Here is a 15,504-nt window from a genome sequence, read left to right as displayed (position 1 = left end):
CTGAAAGAAAGGAACTCGAAAATGGACGTCATTCTTCTCGAACGCATCGCAAAGCTCGGCCAGATGGGCGAAACCGTAAAGGTTCGCGACGGCTTTGCCCGTAACTACCTGCTGCCGCTCGGCAAGGCGCTGCGCGCCAACGAAGCCAACAAGAAGCGCTTCGAATCCGAGCGTGCGACGCTCGAAGCCCGTAACCTCGAGCGCAAGTCGGAAGCCCAGGGCGTTGCCGAAAAGCTCGACGGCAAGACCTTCGTCATCGTCCGCTCCGCCGGCGAAACCGGCCAGCTCTACGGCTCGGTCGCTGCCCGCGACATCCTCGAGGCGCTCTCGGCAGAAGGCTTCAACGTCGGCCGCAACCAGGTCGAGCTGAACACCCCGATCAAGGCGATCGGCCTGCACAAGGTCGTCCTGCACCTGCACGCCGAAGTCGAGATCTCGATCGAAGTCAACGTTGCCCGTTCGGCCGACGAAGCCGAGCGCCAGGCAAAGGGCGAGAGCCTGACCTCGGCCGACGCCATCTACGGCGTTGACGAAGACGCACTGAAGCCGGGCGATTTCTTCGACCCGGAAGCCGACCTCGACGGCGAAGAAGCCTGATATCTGCGACGGGCCGGCTCTGCCGGCCCGTTTGCTTTCGGGGGGCCAAAAAGCACGGGTTGAAATCCCGGATTTCGCGTCAATATTTATACTTAGTTAGACTGGATTGGCGGTCGGGCCGCTTCCCAGGCCGGTTTCCGACCCAGACCCGTTCCGCCAGATTTTTAAGCGCGACGGAGTTTAGCGAATGAAATTCATTGTTCAGGCTCTCGTTTCCCGCCTCGTCGAGACCGGAAATCTGAAAATCACCTATCCGGACGGAAGCTGCCAGGCCTTCGGCGATGGCACAGGAAGTCCCGTCCATCTACGCATCAACACGAAAAAGGCCCTGCGGGGCCTTGCGCTCGATCCCGCCTATTATCTCGGCCACTATTACGGTACCGGGGATATCGATCTCATCGAAGGCGACATGTATGGCTTCCTGAAGGCCGTATTCACCGGCAATCCCGATTTCAAATACTACGACACCGGTTGGAACCGCCTTCTCGACCGGCTGCGCTATCTGTTCCGATGGGTGCGGGAAAAGAACAGCGTGGTGCGCGCGCGCCGGAACGTGCAGCACCACTACGACCTGACGGGCGAACTCTACGATCTCTTCCTCGACCGGGACCGGCAATATTCCTGCGCCTATTTCCAGCGGCCGGACCAATCGCTGGACGACGCGCAGCTTGCCAAGAAGCGCCACATCGCCGCCAAGCTCAACATCAACCGGCCCGGCCAGAGCGTACTCGATATCGGCAGCGGCTGGGGCGGCATGGCGCTCTACCTTGCCCGCCAGCTCGGCGCGAAGGTGACGGGCGTCACCCTTTCCGACGAGCAGCACGCGCTCTCCGTGAAGCGGGCGAGCGAGGCGGGGTTATCGGAGGCGGTGACATTCCTCCTTCAGGACTACCGCAACACGCAAGGCCCGTTCGACCGCATCGTCTCCGTCGGCATGTTCGAGCATGTCGGCCGGCCGAACTACCTTACCTTCTTCCGCAAGAGCGCTTCGCTTCTGAAGCAGGACGGCGTGATGCTGCTGCACACGATCGGCCGCACGGACAGGCCCTCCGCCAACAACCCGTTCATCGAGAAATACATCTTCCCCGGCGGCTATATCCCCGCCCTTTCGGAGGTGATGCAGGCGGTGGAGAAGAGCGGGCTTGCGGTGACGGATGTGGAGATCCTGCGCCTCCACTATGCCGAGACGCTGCGCCACTGGCGCGAACGCTTCATGGCGCGGCGCGAAGAAGCCCGAGCACTCTACGACGAGAAGTTCTGCCGCATCTGGGAGTTCTATCTTGCCGCCTCCGAAAGCGCCTTCCGCTGGCAGAACCTCGTCGTCTTCCAGATCCAGCTTTCGCACGATCAGCAGGCGATGCCGCTGACGCGCGATTATATCGGCCGCGGCGAGGACTGCCTGCTTTCGCACGAAGGCAGCCCGAAGGCGGAGCCACGCGGCGCGCGGCAATATCCGCGGGAAGCCTCGCGCTGAGATTCGGAGCGGGAGTCAACCGAAACCGGAGAGGCCCGGCGCAATCCTGGCTTGCCGTGTCCCGGCCGCCTGTGGAAAAGTCTAAGACCGGGCCTAAAGCATGGGACGAGTCGGAACCGCTTGACCCTCGGCGGCAAAGCAACCAAACCCACCGGGCTTCAGGAAACAGGACGGGAGATTCGGGACGATGAACGATGCCGTGCGCAAGCTCAGCCAGGCCGGTCGCGAGAATGCGGAGCTGCACCACCGCGAGGCACCGAACAACATCGAGGCCGAACAGGCGCTGCTCGGCGCCATCATCCTCAACAACGACGCCTATTACCGCGTCTCGGACTTCCTGAAGCCGATCCATTTCCATGAGCCGCTGCACCGCAAGATCTACGAGATCGCCGGCGACATGATCCGCATGGGCAAGATCGCAACGACGATCACGATGAAGACGCACCTGCCGGCGGATGTGAAGGTCGGTGAGCAGACGGTGTCGCAGTATCTCGCCGCGCTTGTCGGCGGCGCCGTGACAATCATCAACGCGGAAGACTATGGCCGCGCGATCTATGACCTGGCGCTGCGCCGCTCGCTGATCAATATCGGCGAGGACATGGTGAACATCGCCTATGACGCGCCGCTCGACATGCCGCCGCAGACGCAGATCGAGGACGCCGAACGCCGCCTCTTCGAACTGGCCGAGACCGGCCGCTACGACGGCGGCTTCCAGTCGTTCAACGATGCGGTGGCGCAGGCGATCGACATGGCCGGCCAGGCCTTCGAGCGCGACGGCTCCCTCTCGGGCATCTCCACGGGCATCCATTCGCTCGACGGCCGCATGGGCGGCCTGCAGCGCTCGGACTTGATCGTGCTCGCCGGCCGTCCCGGCATGGGCAAGACCTCGCTCGCCACCAACATCGCCTACAACATCGCCGCCTCCTATGAGCCGGAGATCCAGGCGGACGGCTCGTTCAAGGCCCGCAATGGCGGCGTCGTTGGCTTCTACTCGCTCGAAATGTCCTCCGAGCAGCTCGCCACGCGTATCATCTCCGAGCAGACGGAAGTCTCATCCTCGAAGATCCGCCGCGGCGACATTTCCGAGGCCGACTTCGAAAAGCTCGTCGCCTGCTCGCAGATGATGCAGAAGGTGCCGCTCTATATCGACCAGACCGGTGGTATCTCGATTGCCCAGCTTTCCGCCCGTGCCCGCCGCCTCAAGCGCCAGCGCGGCCTCGACTGCCTCGTGGTGGACTATATCCAGCTCATGACCGGCTCGGGCAAGTCGAGCGACAACCGCGTGCAGGAAATCACCCAGATCACCACCGGCCTGAAGGCGCTCGGCAAGGAGCTGAACGTTCCGATCATCGCGCTCTCCCAGCTCTCCCGTCAGGTGGAAAGCCGAGAGGACAAGCGCCCGCAGCTCTCGGACCTTCGCGAATCCGGCTCCATCGAGCAGGACGCCGACGTGGTGCTCTTCGTGTTCCGCGAGGAATACTACGTGAAGAACCTCGAGCCGCGCGACGAGTTCGACCCGAAATACGAAGAGTGGAAGATGAAGTTCGAATCGGTGAAAGGCACCGCGGACGTCATCATCGCCAAGCAGCGTCACGGACCCACCGGCACGGTGAAGCTCGCCTTCCAGTCGGAATATACCCGCTTCACCGACCTCGCCGATCCGTCCTTCACCCAGTACGAGCATTGAGGCGCGAGCCGGGAACCGGCTCCTACTTCCTGCGAAACGCCGGAGCCTTGCAGACCCCCGCGACGATGGCGAGCGCATCCCTGCCGCGCACCTTCTGCTCCTCGTCCGTCATCGGCAGGTCCAGGCGATCGGAGCAGGTCCCGTCCGCCGCCGTGTTCTCGCCCGAGAGCGACATGCGGCTCGAACAGTAGAGCCCAGCGCCCGTCAGCACGATCTGCTCGGCCTGCGGGGCGGAGAAGGGCACCGGATTGACCTCGGCGATCATGTCCTCGACCGAGGCATAGGCCGTGACGGCCGTAACACGGCTGAGATCGACGAGAGCGAAGGTCAGCGTCGCCCATTTTCCCGGAAACTGCAGGGCGGAGGTCGTGCGGGCGCGACAGGGGGCGGCGGAGACCTCCAGCCGTGTCACCAGCCGCGGTGCCTCGGGCGTCTCGACGATGGAGTAGAAGATGTCGGCGCTGCCGTCGCGCTCCGGCTCGGCGCCCTCCTGCGCAAGGCCGAGCAGCACGGCATGGGCGCGCCGCATGTCGGCATCCGTCGGCGCCTCCTGCGCGAGCGCCGCCGCCTGACACGCCAGTGCCAGCATCACCGCCCCGAAGGTCGCCCGCGTTTCACGCCACATGCAATTCCCCGTTCTGCGGCGCACCTTAGAGAGCGGGCATCGCCACCGCAATGCGCCGGCCGGGTATATTGCCGCCACGGTCCACAGGCTGTATTCATAGCCATGAGCCATCATCATCCGCACGCACGCCCCACCCTGCCCGTCGCCGGCGAGGATCACGCCCGCCTGACGATCGATCTTTCCGCGCTCGCCGACAACTGGCGGACCATGGCCCGCCGCTCGGGCGCGGCGCGCACGGCCGCGGTGCTGAAGGCCGACGCCTACGGCATCGGACTGGAGCCGGCGGCAAAAACCTTCCATCATGCCGGCGCGCGGGATTTCTTCGTCGCGACGCCCGCCGAAGGCGCGGCGCTTCGCGGCCTCCTGCCGGATGTGCGCATCTATGTGCTGTCCGGCATGTGGGCCGGCTCCGAGCGGCTGTTCTTCGACTTCGACCTCGTGCCGGTCATCGTCTCGGAGGAACAGCTCGTCGTCTTCATGGCGGCGATCGCCGAGGGCGGGGACCTGCCCTGCGTGCTGCATGTCGATACCGGCATGAACCGCCTCGGCCTCAGCGTCGAGGATGCGCTGGCGCTCGCCGAGGATGCCGCACGGCCGGCGAGCTTCGCGCCGATCATGCTGCTGAGCCACCTCGCCTGCGCCGACGATCCGGCCCATCCGCTCAACCGCCAGCAGCTCCAGCGCTTCCGCAGTGTCGTGAAAGCCTTCGACGATATCGACGCGACGCTTGCCAACTCGGCCGGCGTCTTCCTCGGCGAGGACTATCATTTCACCCTCACCCGCCCCGGTATCGCGCTCTATGGCGGGGCGGCGGTCAACGGCGTCCCGAACCCGATGAAGTCGGTCGTCACCGCCGAGGCGCGCATCCTGCAGGTGCGCGAGGCCAAGGCCGGGGAGAGCGTCAGCTACGGCGCATCGACGGTGCTTGCCCGCGACACGCGCATCGCCGTCGCGGCCATCGGCTATGCGGACGGCTACATGCGCAGCCTCTCCGGCTCCGGCGTGCCGCTGCGCGCCGCGGGCATTGCCGGGGCAAGTGGCGTGCTGCATGGCCGTGCCGTGCCGCTGACCGGCCGCGTGACGATGGACCTTTCCCATTTCGACGTGACCGACCTGCCGCCCGGCAGCGTGCGCGCCGGCGACTTCATCGAGCTGTTCGGCCGCAACATGCCCATCGAGGACGTCGCCCGCGCTGGCGGCACCATCGACTACGAACTTCTGACCGGCCTCGGCCACCGCTACGAACGGCGCTACGAGGCCGCGAAAAAATAGGACATGTTCCTGTTTTGTGCTAATGGGCTTTCCAGTGATTCAGGAAAGCGATCTTCATGGCGAAAGCCCGCACCCAATTCGTCTGCCAGAACTGCGGCACTGCTCATTCCCGCTGGGTCGGGAAATGCGAGGGCTGCGGCGAGTGGAACACCGTCGTCGAGGAAGACCCGATGGGCGGCATCGGCTCCGGCCCCGGCAAGGTGCCGAAGAAGGGCCGGCCGGTAGCGCTGACGGCACTGTCGGGTGAAATCGAGGAAGCCCCGCGCATCCATACCGGCATCGGTGAACTCGACCGGGCGACCGGCGGCGGCTTCGTGCGCGGCTCGGCGGTGCTGATCGGCGGCGATCCCGGCATCGGCAAGTCGACGCTCCTCATGCAGGCCGCCGCCGCCCTCTCCCGAAGGGGGCATCGCATCATCTACGTTTCGGGCGAGGAGGCGGTGGCGCAGGTGCGCCTGCGCGCCCAGCGCCTGCAAGCCGCCGAGACCGACGTGCTGCTCGCCGCCGAGACGAACGTGGAGGATATCCTCGCCACCGTCGGCGAGGGCAAGCGGCCGGACCTCGTGATCATCGATTCGATCCAGACGCTGTGGAGCGACACGGCGGAGGCGGCGCCCGGCACGGTGACGCAGGTGCGCACCGGCGTGCAGGCGATGATCCGCTTCGCCAAGCAGACGGGCGCGGCCATGGTGCTGGTCGGCCACGTCACCAAGGAAGGCCAGATCGCCGGCCCGCGCGTCGTCGAGCACATGGTCGACGCCGTGCTCTATTTCGAGGGCGACCGCGGTCACCACTACCGCATCCTGCGCACGGTGAAGAACCGCTTCGGCCCGACCGACGAGATCGGCGTCTTCGAAATGTCCGACAAGGGCCTGCGCGAGGTCTCCAATCCCTCCGAACTCTTCCTTGGCGAACGCAATGCGAAATCGCCGGGCGCGGCCGTCTTCGCCGGCATGGAAGGCACCCGGCCGGTGCTCGTGGAAGTACAGGCGCTGGTCGCTCCCACCTCGCTCGGCACGCCGCGCCGCGCGGTCGTTGGCTGGGATTCGGCGCGGCTTTCGATGATTCTCGCGGTGCTGGAGGCCCATTGCGGCGTGCGGCTTGGCCAGCACGACGTTTACCTCAACGTTGCCGGCGGCTATCGCATCTCGGAACCGGCGGCGGACCTTGCCGTCGCGTCCGCGCTCGTTTCCTCGCTTGCCGGACTTGCCCTTCCCGCCGATTGCGTCTATTTCGGCGAAGTCAGCCTGTCGGGCGCCATTCGCCCGGTTGCGCACACCGCCCAGCGCCTCAAGGAGGCCGAAAAGCTGGGTTTTTCGCAGGCCGTGTTGCCCGCCGGTTCCGCCGATCTGCCCAAGGGCGCAGGCGGCCGATGGAGCGAGATCGACAGCCTGCCGGATCTGGTGGCGCGCATTGCCGGATCGAAAAGCGCCCTGAAGCGGGAAGACGAGGACGTCTGACGCCCTCCGGCACGGACAAAGCCCTGTGGGAAACGGGACTTCATCTGTGCCGAACCGGGACGGCGGCGACGCCTTCCGCTAAGTTGGCCCCGCACGGGATATGGGGCCGGCGACATTTCGGGTTTGGAGTAGGACGAACATGCCCATCACAATTCTCGACGGTATCGTCATCGGTGTCGCGCTGTTTTCGGCGGTGCTGGCGATGGTGCGCGGTTTCTCGCGCGAAGTGCTTTCCGTCGCAAGCTGGGTGGGTGCTGCCGCAGCCGCCTACTTCCTCTATCCGGTGCTGCTGCCCTATGCGAAGGACTACACGACGAGCGACACGGTCGCGATGGTCGGCTCCGCCGCCGCCGTCTTCCTCGTCGCGCTCATCGTGATTTCCTTCATCACCATGCGCATCGCCGATTTCATCATCGACAGCCGCGTCGGCGCGCTTGACCGCACACTCGGCTTCCTGTTCGGCGCGGCCCGCGGCATCCTGCTCGTCGTCGTCGCCATGCTGTTCTTCAACTGGCTGGTCGCCCCGCAACAGCAGCCGACCTGGGTCACCACGGCCAAGTCCAAGCCGCTTCTCGACAATCTCGGCTCGCGCCTCGTGGCGCTGCTGCCGGAAGACGCCGACGCGACGATCCTCGACCGCCTGCGCGGCAAGGCCGGCGCGGGAGAAGGCGGTGCGACGGAGGACCCGGACGGCGCGAGCGGCGGCACGAACCAGGCTCCGGCCGAAGAAACGCCCGCCACCAACGGATAAATCGATCAGGGGAGCCGCCGCAGCCCGAAATGACCAAGGCAGGCTCCCCGATTTTTTGGTAGGATACGATATCAGCCACTGACGCTTCCGGGCCTCGGTGGCAAATGCTTTCGGCAAACCCCATATGGGCCCTGCCGGGCGCAGCGACGACCCGAGTAACCCGTGCAACCTCTTACGGTCCCGAGCAAAGGCTTGCAGCAATGAGCGATTTTGAGTTCCCCGGCCGCCACGACGACGATCTCGACGGCGATACGCTTCACGAGGAATGCGGCGTCTTCGGCATTCTCGGCCATCCGGAAGCCGCCACGCTGACGGCGCTCGGCCTGCATGCGCTCCAGCATCGCGGCCAGGAGGCGGCGGGCATCGTCTCCTTCGACGGCAAGCAGTTCAACACCGAAAAGCACATGGGCCTCGTCGGCGACCACTATACGAACCCGGTGACGCTGGCGAAGCTTCCCGGCAACATGGCGATCGGCCACACGCGTTACTCCACCACCGGGGAGGTGGCGCTGCGCAACGTGCAGCCGCTCTTCGCCGAACTGGAAGTCGGCGGCATCGCCGTCGCCCATAACGGCAACTTCACCAACGGCCTGACGCTGCGCCGCCAGCTCATCGCCGGTGGCGCGATCTGTCAGTCGACCTCCGACACGGAAGTCGTGCTGCACCTTATTGCCCGCTCGCGCTACACCAACTCCACCGACCGCTTCATCGACGCCATCCGCCAGATGGAGGGCGGCTATTCGATGCTCGGCATCACCCGCACCAAGCTGATCGCCGCGCGCGACCCCACCGGCATCCGCCCGCTGGTCATGGGCGAGCTGGACGGCAAGCCGATCTTCGCATCCGAAACCTGCGCGCTCGACATCATCGGCGCCAAGTATGTCCGCGACGTCGAGAACGGCGAGATCGTCATCTGCGAACTCCAGCCGGACGGCTCCATCACCGTCGAGGCGCGCAAGTCCGGCAATCCGCAGCCCGAACGCCTCTGCCTTTTCGAATATGTCTATTTCGCCCGTCCCGATTCGGTCGTCGGCGGCCGCAGCGTCTATGTGGCGCGCAAGAACATGGGCATGAACCTTGCCAAGGAACATCCGGTCGAAGGCGACGTGGTCGTGCCCGTGCCGGACGGCGGCACACCCGCGGCGCTCGGCTATGCCCAGCAAAGCGGCATCCCCTTCGAATACGGCATCATCCGCAACCACTATGTCGGCCGCACCTTCATCGAGCCGACGCAGCAGATCCGCGCCTTCGGCGTGAAACTGAAGCATTCGGCAAACCGCGCGATGATCGCCGGCAAGCGCGTGATCCTCGTGGACGATTCCATCGTGCGCGGCACAACGTCGCTGAAGATCGTGCAGATGATCCGCGAAGCCGGCGCCAGGGAAGTGCATCTGCGCGTCGCCAGCCCCATGATCTTCTACCCGGACTTCTACGGCATCGACACGCCGGACCGCGACAAGCTACTCGCCAACCAGTACAACGACGTCAAGGCGATGGCGAAATATATCGGCGCGGATTCGCTGGAGTTCCTCTCCATCGACGGCCTGTACCGCGCCGTCGGCGGCGAGGACCGCAACCCGGCCCGCCCGCAGTTCACCGACCACTACTTCACCGGCGACTATCCGACGCGCCTCCTTGACAAGGAAGGCGAGACGATGGGACGGAAGGTCTCGGTTCTGGCAAGCAACGGATAATTGAAGACATCATGAGCATCGACCTGAAAGACCGCATCGCGCTGGTCACCGGCGCGTCGCGCGGCATCGGCTATTTCACCGCCCTGGAACTGGCGAAGGCCGGTGCGCATGTCATCGCCTGCGCGCGCACCGTCGGGGGGCTGGAAGAGCTGGACGATGCGATCAAGGAAATCGGCGGCAGCGCCACGCTGGTGCCCTTCGACCTTGCCGACATGGCGGCCATCGACAAGCTCGGCGGCTCGATCTTCGAGCGCTGGGGCAAGCTCGACATCCTCGTCGCCAATGCCGGCGTGCTGGGCACGATCTCGCCCATCGGCCATGTTGAGGCGAAGGTGTTCGACAAGGTCATGACGATCAACGTCACGGCGACCTGGCGTCTCATCCGCTCGGTCGAGCCGCTGCTGGCGCGTTCCGACGCCGGCCGCGCCGTCATCCTCTCCTCCAGCGCCGCGCACAAGTGCAAGCCCTTCTGGGGCCCCTACTCCGCCTCCAAGGCGGCCGTCGAGGCGCTTGCCCGCACCTGGGCCGGCGAGACGCAGCGCACGGCGCTGCGCATCACCTCCTTCGATCCGGGCGCGACCCGTACCGCCATGCGCGCACAGGCCATTCCCGGCGAGGATCCTTCGACGGTGCAGCATCCTTCCGAGGTGGCGAAGGCGATCCTGCCGTTGGTTTCTCGCGACTATGCGGAAACGGGCAAGCTCTACGACATGCGTCAAGGGCGTCTGCTGGATTATCGCCTGCCGGAGTGAGGCGGGGGCCGACAGCCCCTCATCCGGCTGCCGCCACCTTCTCCCCGCAAGCGGGGAGAAGGAATATGCGGCGCTCTCTTTCCCAGTCAAAAAACGTCGCGCTTGCAGAAGGCGTGGCATCCCTCCCGTCTCCCCGCCTGCGGGGAGAAGGTGCCGGCAGGCGGATGAGGGGCAGCGCTACCGCCTACTCCCCGACCACCGTCGTCACCACCACCGACAATCCCGGTGCGAGATACTTCGCAAGGTCCTGCCCTTCGTCGATGGCGATGCGCACCGGAATGCGCTGGGCGACCTTGGTGAAATTACCGGTCGCGTTGTCCGGCCTGATGACGCTGAATTCCGAGCCGGCGGCCGGCGAGAAGCGTTCAACACGGCCGGTCAGCCTTGCGTGCTTCAACGCATCGACACTGACCTCGACCTTCTGCCCGGGCTTGATATAGGCAAGCTGCGTTTCCTTGAAATTGGCGATGACCCAGGTATCGTGCGGCACGACGGCCATGAGCTGGGTGCCGGCGGCGACATACTGGCCGAGCTTTACGCCGACCTCCCCCACCACACCGTCGCGCGGGGCGGTGATGACCGTGTTGGAAAGGTCGATCTTCGCCAGCTCCACCGAGGCCTGCGCACCCGCCACCGCCGCGCGAAGGGAATCGCGGCCGACGATGATGGTCTGCAGGTCCTGTTTCGACACTTCCAGGCTCGCCTCGGCCTGAGAGACCGACGCTTCCGCCTGGTCGAGCGCGGTGCGGCTCTGTTCGCGGTCGCTCTGGGTGGCGATGCCCTTGCCGGAAAGCTCCTCGATGCGGTTCCAGTTCTCCTCGGCCCGGCGGCGGGCCGCCTTGGCACTGGCAAGCGCCGCCTCACTGGCGCCGATGCGCGCCCGCGCCGCGTTTTCCTGCTGCTCGGAATTGGCGAGCGCCGCCGTCTGGCTGGCGAGCGTGGCCTTGGCCTGCTCGACCTTCTGGCGATAGATGCGGTCATCGAGGCGGGCGAGCACCTGCCCGGCCTTGACGGCCTCGTAGTCCTTCACCGGAACGTCCGTGATGTAGCCGGCGAGTTGCGGGCTGATCAGCGTCACGTAGCCGCGCACATAGGCGTTGTCCGTGGTCTGGACATCGCTCGCAAAGGGCGGGAGCTGCCAGGCGTAGAGCACGGCGCCGATACCGACGATGCCGAGGACGACGGCGAGGGTCGTGGCGGTGTTGCGGATATATTGCTTCATGTCGGTCAACCTTCGACGGCCGCCTGCCCCTCGACGGGTGCGGCGGCCTCCTTGATACGAATGTAAATCCAGTGGATGGCGAGCGCGGCGGCGGCGGCGACCGCCAGCAGCGCGATGACGAAGAACGCGTCATTATGGGCAAGCACATTGGCCTCGCGCGTCACCTGCTGGCCGAGCAGCGCGACGCCCTCGGCCTTCAGTACGGCGGCGTCGGTGATCGTGCGGCCATAGGCGGCGGAAAGCTGCGAGACGCGCGCGGCGACCAGCGGATCGGTGAGCGTCATCGCCTGCGCCAGAACATTCGAGTGGAATTTTTCGCGCAGCGTGATGAAGGAGCCGAACAGCGCCGAGCCGGCAAGGCCGCCAAGGCTCTGCGTCACCAGGAAGACGACGATGAAGCTGAGGATATATTGCGGTCCCTTCTTCAGCGCCATGGTGAAGCCGGCAGCGATGGCGGGCGGCAGGAACAGGCTGCCCCCGGCGGCGATCATCGCCTGGCTGAGATACATCTGCTCGGGACGCGTCAGGTTCGTCGCATGGCTGTCCAGGAACGCGCCGACACCGATCAGGAGCAGAGCGATCATGTGGATGCCCGGCTCGCGGCCCGGCTTCATGATGACCGCGCAAAGCAGGCCACCGGCAAGCGTGGCGAGCGCCACGACACCGTAAAGACGCGTGAGCTGGTCATTCTGCAACCCCATGATCTGGAAGAAGTTGCTGGCAACGGCCGTCTGCTCGGCCAGCATCAGCCGGAAGAGGACGAGGACGGCGGCAAAATGCAGGACCTCGCGGCTGAACAGCCAGCGCAGGTCGATCAGCGGCTTTTCCCGGTTGAGTTCCAGCACGGCCGCGACCGTCAGCGCGCCGATCATGACGACCAGCAGCTCGCCGATCCACTGGGCCTCCATCCACCAGTAGGTGCGGCCGGTGACGAGGATGACGGCGCCAGATCCGAAGCCGATGGCGATGAAGAGATAGCTGACGATGTCGAGCTTCTCGATGACCTTCGCGCGCGGTATCGGCGTCAGCGGCAGAAGATAGATCGCCGCGAAGGAGAGCATGGCGAGCGCCACTTCGAGATGGAGCAAGGCCCTTACCCCGCCAAGCTCGATGAGCGCGGGGGAGATGAGGCGCGTCAATGGCGCGGCGAGGCCGATATTGGTCAAGGCCAGCGAGATGCCGACCGTCAGCTTGCGCGCCGGGGTGAAGGCCTCCAGCATGTAGAGGAAACCGAGCGAGGAGAGCGGCGCGGCGGCGATGCCGGCGAAGAAGCGCAGCACGATGGCGGAATGCAGGTCGGTGATGAAGATGTGCAGCACCGAGACGACGAGGAAGACGGCGATGCCGAGCTCGGCGAAGTGGCGCAGGCCATACTGGTTGCGGATCTTGATGAGGGCGAGCGACAGCGAGGCATTCGGCGCCATATAGGCCGCCATCAGCCAGACGGCCTCCGCGCTGGTCGCGCCGAAGGGGCCTTGGAGCTGCGGGATATTGGCGGCGACAAGGTTCATGCCGAAACCCTGCGTCATGGCGAGCAGGGTCGAGGCCGCCATGCAGGCGGCGGCGCGTCGCGGCGTTATGACGGGGGGAGCCGGCGGCGGGGCGGCCGGCTGCTGCGCCACCGGTTCCGCTGCATCCTCCTGCCCGCGCGTGTCGCTGGCGGGAACGGCGCTCATGCCTCGACGCTCTCCCGACAGCTCTGGGCGATGTTCTCCGCCATGACGGCAAAGACCTTGACGGTGGTGGACATGTCGCCCGTCGGGATGCTCTTCAGAACGTCGGCGCGCAGCGAGCGGGCGAGATCGAGCACTTCCCTGGCGACCTTCGCGCCGTAGTCTGTCATGACGATCTGCTTGGCGCGGCGGTCGCCTTCCACGGCCTGACGCTCGATGAAGCCCTGCTTTTCCATGCCGTCGAGCAGGCGCACGAGCGTCGGCGTCTCGATATCGAGTTCTTCAGCAAGCTCACGCTGGTTGAGCTGCGCGCCGCGGCCAAGGATCAGCAGGGCGCGGGCGCGGGGCAACGTCAGCCCCCTCTCCTTCACGCGCGCGTCGAACAGGGCGCGCATCTTGCGCTGGACGCGGGAGAGATCGTCGAGAAGGCGTTCGCGCGGGTCGGTCGTGTTCATCTTGGTAGTCCGAATATTATTAGCTTGCTATCTATTTGCTTGCTAGTTAGTCGAACGACGCCAAAAAAGCAAGCCCCGCCCACGGGCTGTGGGCAGGGCTTTGGGAAAGCTCACAGGGATGTGATTGCGCGGACCTACTGGCCGTCGGGTTCCTCGGGGAACTCGCTGGTGGCCGGCGTCGCGGGCGCGGTCCAGCCGCCATATTTGCGCTGCCAGGAACGAGCGCCGAACGGCAGGGTCGCCAGATAGGCGACGACCGTCACCACCATGGTCTCCCAGGTGAAGCTCATCAACGTGGCGACATAGAGCACGACGAGCAGGATGGCGGGCAGGACGAGGTCGCGGCGGATACGGCTGCCCTCGGACTTGCCGGACCAGACCGGCAGGCGGCTCACCAGCAGGAAGCCGATCAGCACCGTATAGCCGGAGGCGAGGAAGCCGAAGAGCGGCCCCGGCGTGATGCCGAGGAAGCCGAGATAGACCGGCAGCAGCACCAGCATGGCGCCGGCCGGCGCCGGCACGCCGACGAAATATTCCGACTGCCACTGCGCCTTGGTCTCGCGCTCGGCCATGACATTGAAGCGCGCAAGGCGAAGGCCGGCGGCGATGGTGTAGATCAGCGCGGCGATCCAGCCGAAGGAGCGGGCCTGGTCGAGGATGAAGACATAGAGCACGAGCGCCGGCGCAACGCCGAAATTGACGATATCGGCGAGCGAATCCATCTGGCCGCCGAACTTCGACGTCGCCTTCAGGAGGCGCGCGATGCGCCCGTCGATGCCGTCGAGGAAGGCGGCGAGCAGCACCATGCCGACGGCAAGCTCGTAGCGGTTCTCGAAGGCGAGCCGGATGCCGGTAAGGCCGGCGCAGATGGCCAGGACCGTGATGACATTGGGGATGATGATGCGCAGCGGAATCTCCCGCAGGCGCGGACCGCGGGCTTCGTCGTTCGGGCCATTCGGCTCATAGGGTGGAAACGGAGTGTCCATCGCTTTTCGCTTCGTTCGTTTCATCTGCGGTGGCTCGTCCAGCCTGGATGAGCCACCGTGGCGAAGGGTCAATCGCAGGCAGCGCTCAGCCGCGGCGGCTGACGACCGGCCCCTTGGCCGCGCCGAATTCCGCCAGCACCGTCTCGCCGGCAATCGCCGTCTGGCCGAGGCTGACGCGCGGCACGGCGCCTTCCGGCAGGAAGACGTCGAGGCGCGAGCCGAAGCGGATGAGGCCGAAGCGCTCGCCGGCTTCCAGATGGTCGTTCATCGTCGACCAGCACAGGATGCGGCGGGCGACGAGACCGGCGATCTGCACGACGCCGATCGGGCCATGGGCGCTTTCGATGACGAGGCCGTTGCGCTCGTTCTCCTGGCTCGCCTTGTCGAGATCGGCATTGAGGAATTTTCCCGCGCGATAGGCGACGCGGGCGATGCGGCCGCGCATCGGCGCGCGGTTCACATGGCAGTTGAAGACATTCATGAAGACCGAGATGCGCAGCATCGGCTGGTCGCCAAGCTCCAGCTCGGCCGGCGGCGTCACCATGGCGATGGCCGAGACGCGACCATCGGCCGGCGAGATGACGAGATCGTCATCCTGCGGCGTCAGGCGCTCGGGATCGCGGAAGAAATAGGCGCACCAGGCCGTCAGGACGAAGCCGATCCACATCAGCGGCTCCCAGAGGAGACCCAGCAGCAGCGAGACGACGAAGAAGATCGCCACGAACTTCCAGCCCTCCCGATGAATCGGCACCAGGGTGCTGCGTACCGTATCGACCAAACTCATCTTCCGACATCTCCTGATGATTTCACGCCATCGACCTAGCGTGAAAAACCCGCCGGGGCAATGCGGCGCGGT

General features: G+C 65.6%; 14 protein-coding genes. 8 read left to right on the top strand and 6 right to left on the bottom strand.

The window, feature by feature from the left end; genetic code table 11:
* Positions 1-21 precede the first annotated feature (21 nt).
* From rplI to MOE34_RS05970, 3 genes are all read left to right on the top strand, one after another.
* On the top strand, positions 22-597 hold the full coding sequence (rplI, locus tag MOE34_RS05980) for a 50S ribosomal protein L9 (protein ID WP_242221873.1): 576 nt from the start codon (positions 22-24) through the stop codon (positions 595-597).
* 187 nt (positions 598-784) lie between these two features.
* Positions 785-2,071 (top strand): SAM-dependent methyltransferase, encoded by a 1,287-nt coding sequence (locus MOE34_RS05975; protein WP_242221871.1) that lies wholly within the window; start codon positions 785-787, stop codon positions 2,069-2,071.
* 187 nt (positions 2,072-2,258) lie between these two features.
* A complete protein-coding gene (locus MOE34_RS05970) occupies positions 2,259-3,758 on the top strand; it encodes a replicative DNA helicase (protein ID WP_242221869.1) in 1,500 nt (499 codons plus the stop codon).
* Positions 3,759-3,780: 22 nt separating this feature from the next.
* On the opposite strand, the gene MOE34_RS05965 is transcribed toward MOE34_RS05970, so the two are convergent.
* Positions 3,781-4,383 (bottom strand): hypothetical protein, encoded by a 603-nt coding sequence (locus MOE34_RS05965; protein WP_242221867.1) that lies wholly within the window; start codon positions 4,381-4,383, stop codon positions 3,781-3,783.
* Between the two features lie 102 nt (positions 4,384-4,485).
* On the opposite strand from MOE34_RS05965, the gene alr reads away from it, so the two are divergent.
* From alr to MOE34_RS05940, 5 genes are all read left to right on the top strand, one after another.
* Complete coding sequence (alr, locus tag MOE34_RS05960; protein ID WP_242221865.1) at positions 4,486-5,655, top strand: alanine racemase; 1,170 nt, start codon at positions 4,486-4,488, stop codon at positions 5,653-5,655.
* Between the two features lie 56 nt (positions 5,656-5,711).
* Positions 5,712-7,115, top strand: coding sequence for a DNA repair protein RadA (gene radA, locus MOE34_RS05955; RefSeq protein WP_242221863.1), 1,404 nt, complete (start codon positions 5,712-5,714; stop codon positions 7,113-7,115).
* Positions 7,116-7,254: 139 nt separating this feature from the next.
* A complete protein-coding gene (locus tag MOE34_RS05950) occupies positions 7,255-7,866 on the top strand; it encodes a CvpA family protein (protein WP_242221861.1) in 612 nt (203 codons plus the stop codon).
* Positions 7,867-8,066: 200 nt separating this feature from the next.
* Entirely contained in the window at positions 8,067-9,560 is a 1,494-nt protein-coding gene (purF, locus tag MOE34_RS05945) for an amidophosphoribosyltransferase (RefSeq protein ID WP_242221859.1), read from the top strand.
* Positions 9,561-9,571: 11 nt separating this feature from the next.
* Positions 9,572-10,312: an SDR family NAD(P)-dependent oxidoreductase gene (locus MOE34_RS05940; RefSeq protein WP_242221857.1), complete on the top strand. Its 741-nt coding sequence runs from the start codon at positions 9,572-9,574 to the stop codon at positions 10,310-10,312.
* Positions 10,313-10,496: 184 nt separating this feature from the next.
* Here MOE34_RS05940 and MOE34_RS05935 read toward each other — a convergent pair whose 3' ends face one another.
* The 5 genes from MOE34_RS05935 to MOE34_RS05915 form a co-directional block, all read right to left on the bottom strand.
* Complete coding sequence (locus tag MOE34_RS05935; protein WP_242221855.1) at positions 10,497-11,534, bottom strand: HlyD family secretion protein; 1,038 nt, start codon at positions 11,532-11,534, stop codon at positions 10,497-10,499.
* Positions 11,535-11,539: 5 nt separating this feature from the next.
* Entirely contained in the window at positions 11,540-13,087 is a 1,548-nt protein-coding gene (locus MOE34_RS05930; protein WP_347342758.1) for an MFS transporter, read from the bottom strand.
* Between the two features lie 119 nt (positions 13,088-13,206).
* Positions 13,207-13,662: a MarR family winged helix-turn-helix transcriptional regulator gene (locus tag MOE34_RS05925; protein WP_242221851.1), complete on the bottom strand. Its 456-nt coding sequence runs from the start codon at positions 13,660-13,662 to the stop codon at positions 13,207-13,209.
* Positions 13,663-13,796: 134 nt separating this feature from the next.
* Positions 13,797-14,648 (bottom strand): CDP-diacylglycerol--serine O-phosphatidyltransferase, encoded by an 852-nt coding sequence (gene pssA, locus MOE34_RS05920; RefSeq protein WP_242221849.1) that lies wholly within the window; start codon positions 14,646-14,648, stop codon positions 13,797-13,799.
* 85 nt (positions 14,649-14,733) lie between these two features.
* The gene (locus MOE34_RS05915) at positions 14,734-15,432 is read right to left on the bottom strand and encodes a phosphatidylserine decarboxylase (protein WP_242221847.1); all 699 of its coding nucleotides are present in this window, start codon (positions 15,430-15,432) and stop codon (positions 14,734-14,736) included.
* Positions 15,433-15,504: the final 72 nt, after the last annotated feature.

This window comes from Shinella zoogloeoides, assembly GCF_022682305.1.
Classification (GTDB): domain Bacteria; phylum Pseudomonadota; class Alphaproteobacteria; order Rhizobiales; family Rhizobiaceae; genus Shinella; species Shinella zoogloeoides_B.
Note: the sequence above shows the minus strand (reverse complement) of the source record. Positions and strands in the feature narration are given on the sequence as shown.

Coding starts and splice junctions, on each gene's coding strand:
- rplI (WP_242221873.1), top strand. CDS start 22: ATGGACGTCATTCTTCTCGAACGCATCGCAAAGCTCGGCCAGATGGGC.
- MOE34_RS05975 (WP_242221871.1), top strand. CDS start 785: ATGAAATTCATTGTTCAGGCTCTCGTTTCCCGCCTCGTCGAGACCGGA.
- MOE34_RS05970 (WP_242221869.1), top strand. CDS start 2,259: ATGAACGATGCCGTGCGCAAGCTCAGCCAGGCCGGTCGCGAGAATGCG.
- MOE34_RS05965 (WP_242221867.1), bottom strand. CDS start 4,383: ATGTGGCGTGAAACGCGGGCGACCTTCGGGGCGGTGATGCTGGCACTG.
- alr (WP_242221865.1), top strand. CDS start 4,486: ATGAGCCATCATCATCCGCACGCACGCCCCACCCTGCCCGTCGCCGGC.
- radA (WP_242221863.1), top strand. CDS start 5,712: ATGGCGAAAGCCCGCACCCAATTCGTCTGCCAGAACTGCGGCACTGCT.
- MOE34_RS05950 (WP_242221861.1), top strand. CDS start 7,255: ATGCCCATCACAATTCTCGACGGTATCGTCATCGGTGTCGCGCTGTTT.
- purF (WP_242221859.1), top strand. CDS start 8,067: ATGAGCGATTTTGAGTTCCCCGGCCGCCACGACGACGATCTCGACGGC.
- MOE34_RS05940 (WP_242221857.1), top strand. CDS start 9,572: ATGAGCATCGACCTGAAAGACCGCATCGCGCTGGTCACCGGCGCGTCG.
- MOE34_RS05935 (WP_242221855.1), bottom strand. CDS start 11,534: ATGAAGCAATATATCCGCAACACCGCCACGACCCTCGCCGTCGTCCTC.
- MOE34_RS05930 (WP_347342758.1), bottom strand. CDS start 13,087: ATGGCGGCCTCGACCCTGCTCGCCATGACGCAGGGTTTCGGCATGAAC.
- MOE34_RS05925 (WP_242221851.1), bottom strand. CDS start 13,662: ATGAACACGACCGACCCGCGCGAACGCCTTCTCGACGATCTCTCCCGC.
- pssA (WP_242221849.1), bottom strand. CDS start 14,648: ATGGACACTCCGTTTCCACCCTATGAGCCGAATGGCCCGAACGACGAA.
- MOE34_RS05915 (WP_242221847.1), bottom strand. CDS start 15,432: ATGAGTTTGGTCGATACGGTACGCAGCACCCTGGTGCCGATTCATCGG.